This window comes from Dickeya sp. CFBP 2040 (genome assembly GCF_012273755.1).
Taxonomy (GTDB): Bacteria; Pseudomonadota; Gammaproteobacteria; order Enterobacterales; family Enterobacteriaceae; genus Dickeya; species Dickeya poaceiphila.
In genome coordinates this window covers 1-3,328 of the sequence record NZ_JAAVXH010000062.1, presented here as the reverse complement: position 1 = coordinate 3,328, position 3,328 = coordinate 1, and the positions used below count along the sequence as shown (strand labels likewise).

Genomic DNA, 3,328 nt, shown 5'->3' with positions numbered 1-3,328 from the left:
GTCTTGCGCTAAACCGTATTACCCTGACGTTAACACCAGACAGCAACAAAAACGCCACACGCGTTATCGCGTGTGGCGCATAAGCAGGAATAAATTTATTTTTTAGAAATCAGAAACTTCACTACATCAGCATACTGTTTGACGTAGTTATCCATAGAGCTGGTATCAAGCCCATCGCTTTTTATCATGTACTTACCCTGCACAAATACCGCCGGGACACCACGCAGTTGCAAATCGGCAGCCGCTTTTTCCTGTTGTGCGACTAATGATTTCACCACAAAGCTATTCAATGCACTGTCATAGTCTTCAGCTTTTACACCCGCTGCCACAAAGACCTGACGAATATCTTCCGGTTTTTGCACGGTTTGAGTCTTCTGTACAGCATCAAACATCAGCGGGCTGACTTTGTCTTCCACCCCCAAAGCAATCGCAACCGCCCAAGCCTGGGTTAACTCTTTACCCAATGGGCCAAGAAAATCGACATGATATTTGGTCAACTTAGTGTCAGTCGGTAATGCTTTCTGGATAGCCTCAGGAACATGGTAAACCTGAGCAAATTGGTAACAGTGAGGGCAATAGAACGAGAAGAATTCCAGCACCTGAGGGGATTGGGGAACAGGTTTATCCAGGGTGACAAACTGCTTACCATCGGAAAAGTCAGCGGCTGACGCACTGAACGCCAACACCACACCAACCAGCGCAAGCCATATTTTCTTCATATCAAGGTTATCTCCATAATTATCAGTACATCGGTGCCAGCTGCAACGGTGGTTCCTGCAACAGCCTTACCTGCTCAGTAAAAATAATGGTCTGCTTCGCCCAGAAATCAGCTTCCTGCATCCATGGAAAACTACGAGGAAATGCAGGGTCATGCCAGCGACGCGCCACCCAGGCCAGATAGTGAACCATACGCATCGCACGTAATGGCTCAATCAGCGCCAATTCTGACTCATCAAAAGAAGCAAATTCGCTGTAGGCATCCAGCAAAATATCCAATTGAATACGCTGCTCCTTACGCTCACCATGCAACAGCATCCAGAGATCCTGCACAGCCGGACCATTACGCGCATCATCCAGATCGACAAACAGTGAGCCGTCACGCCAGAGAATATTACCGGGATGGCAGTCGCCATGCAGGCGTCTGGGTTGCCAGTTCATATGCCAGCACAGCTTCACTTCATCAATCAGACGTGCTGTAGCAGCTAAGAACGATACCTTCTGAGCGTCAGAAATCAGAGGGCTATCCGCTAAGGTAGCCAGCGGGTCGTCCAGGTACTCCTTTACCCCAATATAAGGGCGTGTTGAAAACAGATTTCGGCTACCAGTTTGATGAATTCGGCCCAGATAACGCCCTACATCTTCCAACTGGTCATCATTGTCCATTTCATACTGACGGCCACCAACACTAGGGAACACTGCAAACCAGAAACCATCATACTCATGTAATGTATTGCCCTGTAAAGCCAGTGGTGCCACCACGGGTACTTCATCATCAGACAACTCGACCGCAAAGTGATGCTCTTCGCTAATCTGGGCTGCATCCCAACGCTGTGGTCGATAAAACTTCACCACATAACGTTTACGGTCTTCATCACTAAACTGGTAAACCCGGTTTTCATAACTATTAAGAGCTGTCAGACCGGAATCAACGCGAATACCCACAGACCAAAGCGCATCCATGATGACATCCGGCGACAGAGTATGAAAATTGAATACGGAATCATGCATAACAAGCAAAACTCCATCGCCGTGGGCTATAACCGCTAATCCTTGATAACACCACGAGCACGCAGTAATGCGGTTTTGAAATCTTCTTCATAATCTTTCTGCAAACCTGGAATAGGCTGTGTGTTATCTGCATCACGTAATTTTAAATGATAAATAAGGATATCATCAGTCAAATCACTAAGCGCCCCCTCGAACCCTGCTTCCTGTGCAAGTTTTTGTAAAAATTGCACCAAATTCAAATCAGGCTCTTTTTGCCAGGCTGGGTGCAGCAGCTCAACCAGTTCATTTACACGATGGCATTTCATTATCACTACCTCAGACATTAATGATTGTTTATCTAGTATGGGGAAAGGGCTTGGCCTTACGCCATACATTTCCGACAATACCGCATTAAATCATTATGGATACCAATACGATGATAACAGGTGTAATTCTGGCTGGCGGTCAATCATCCCGCATGGGAGGAAACGACAAAGGGCTGATTGAAATGGAAGGGAAACCACTTTACCAGTATGTTCTGGAGCGACTGGAGCCACAGGTTGATACCCTGCTCATTAACGCCAATCGGCATCAGGCTTGTTATCAGCAAAGCGGTTATCCGGTGATCGGCGATATTAATCCTGATTTTTCGGGGCCGTTGGCCGGTGTCTTTACCGGGTTGAGCATCGCTAAAACAGACTGGGTCATATTCGTTCCCTGTGATGTACCCTCATTACCTCACGATTTGGTTTCCCGGCTGCTGCAGTTCAGTGACAATCATCTTGCCGCTTATGCCACAGATGGATTACGTGATCACCCGACATTATTGTTGATCCATACCTCATTAATTGCAGAGTTGGAAACGTATTTGAGCAATGGCGACCGAAAACTAATGTTATTTTTAAATCAGATAGCAGCAAAAGCCGTTTCTTTTGCAGACCAGCCTTTATCATTCCGCAATCTCAATACGCCAGAAGATCTTGCTCACTGGCAGGAACAGCCTCATGACTGACATACCACTTCTGGCGATCGCTGCCCACAGCGGCACTGGAAAAACCACACTATTGAAGCAACTCATTCCATTGTTGAATGCGATGGAGATCCGGGTTGGTATTATTAAACACACTCACCACGATATGGATATCGATAAACCGGGAAAAGACAGTTATGAACTGCGTAAAGCTGGTGCCAGTCAGACTCTGGTTGCCAGCAATACCCGATGGGCGTTGATGACCGAGACACCTGAACAACAAGAGCCTGATTTGTACTTTCTAGCCAGCAGAATGGACAGTTCAAAACTGGATTTGATTCTGGTTGAAGGCTTCAAGCATGAATCTGTCGATAAAATCCTGCTTTATCGCCATAAATCTGGAAATAATGAGGTGATGGAAATCGATGACCACACACTGGCTATAGCCAGCGATGTACCGTTAACGTTCCTCAAACCTCGTCTGGATCTGAACCAGCCACCGCAGATTGCGGTATTTATCCGTGACTGGCTGTACCCGACCGGCAGATGACTGAATCGCGCTTTCGCGCTTCTATTCATGCCAGGAGGCTAAGCCCGGCAAAAGGGGATGGGCGGGGAAAAGAACGAGAACAGGAGAAGGAGAGAGACAGG

General features: G+C 47.1%; 5 protein-coding genes. 2 read left to right on the top strand and 3 right to left on the bottom strand.

The window, feature by feature from the left end:
- Window positions 1-95 precede the first annotated feature (95 nt).
- The 3 genes from dsbA to Dpoa2040_RS08395 are packed head-to-tail and all read right to left on the bottom strand — an operon-like array spanning window position 96 to window position 2,033.
- A complete protein-coding gene (gene dsbA / locus Dpoa2040_RS08405; RefSeq protein ID WP_042867521.1) occupies window positions 96-719 on the bottom strand; it encodes a thiol:disulfide interchange protein DsbA in 624 nt (207 codons plus the stop codon).
- Between the two features lie 22 nt (window positions 720-741).
- Window positions 742-1,728 carry a serine/threonine protein kinase gene (locus Dpoa2040_RS08400; RefSeq protein WP_168640971.1) on the bottom strand — a complete coding sequence of 329 codons (987 nt, stop codon included), beginning with the start codon at window positions 1,726-1,728 and terminating at the stop codon, window positions 742-744.
- Window positions 1,729-1,763: 35 nt separating this feature from the next.
- Entirely contained in the window at window positions 1,764-2,033 is a 270-nt protein-coding gene (locus tag Dpoa2040_RS08395; RefSeq protein WP_042867517.1) for a YihD family protein, read from the bottom strand.
- A gap of 110 nt (window positions 2,034-2,143) precedes the next feature.
- Here Dpoa2040_RS08395 and mobA point away from each other — a divergent pair, with 110 nt between their 5' ends.
- Together mobA and mobB are read left to right on the top strand one after the other, a co-directional pair.
- Window positions 2,144-2,719, top strand: coding sequence for a molybdenum cofactor guanylyltransferase MobA (gene mobA, locus Dpoa2040_RS08390; protein WP_168640970.1), 576 nt, complete (start codon window positions 2,144-2,146; stop codon window positions 2,717-2,719).
- Window positions 2,712-3,227: a molybdopterin-guanine dinucleotide biosynthesis protein MobB gene (mobB, locus tag Dpoa2040_RS08385; protein ID WP_168640969.1), complete on the top strand. Its 516-nt coding sequence runs from the start codon at window positions 2,712-2,714 to the stop codon at window positions 3,225-3,227. Before mobA ends, mobB begins: the two co-directional genes overlap by 8 nt.
- Window positions 3,228-3,328 lie beyond the last annotated feature (101 nt).

Excerpts from the sequence above, each read along its gene's own strand:
- dsbA (WP_042867521.1), bottom strand. The coding sequence starts at position 719 with ATGAAGAAAATATGGCTTGCGCTGGTTGGTGTGGTGTTGGCGTTCAGT.
- Dpoa2040_RS08400 (WP_168640971.1), bottom strand. The coding sequence starts at position 1,728 with ATGCATGATTCCGTATTCAATTTTCATACTCTGTCGCCGGATGTCATC.
- Dpoa2040_RS08395 (WP_042867517.1), bottom strand. The coding sequence starts at position 2,033 with ATGAAATGCCATCGTGTAAATGAACTGGTTGAGCTGCTGCACCCAGCC.
- mobA (WP_168640970.1), top strand. The coding sequence starts at position 2,144 with ATGATAACAGGTGTAATTCTGGCTGGCGGTCAATCATCCCGCATGGGA.
- mobB (WP_168640969.1), top strand. The coding sequence starts at position 2,712 with ATGACTGACATACCACTTCTGGCGATCGCTGCCCACAGCGGCACTGGA.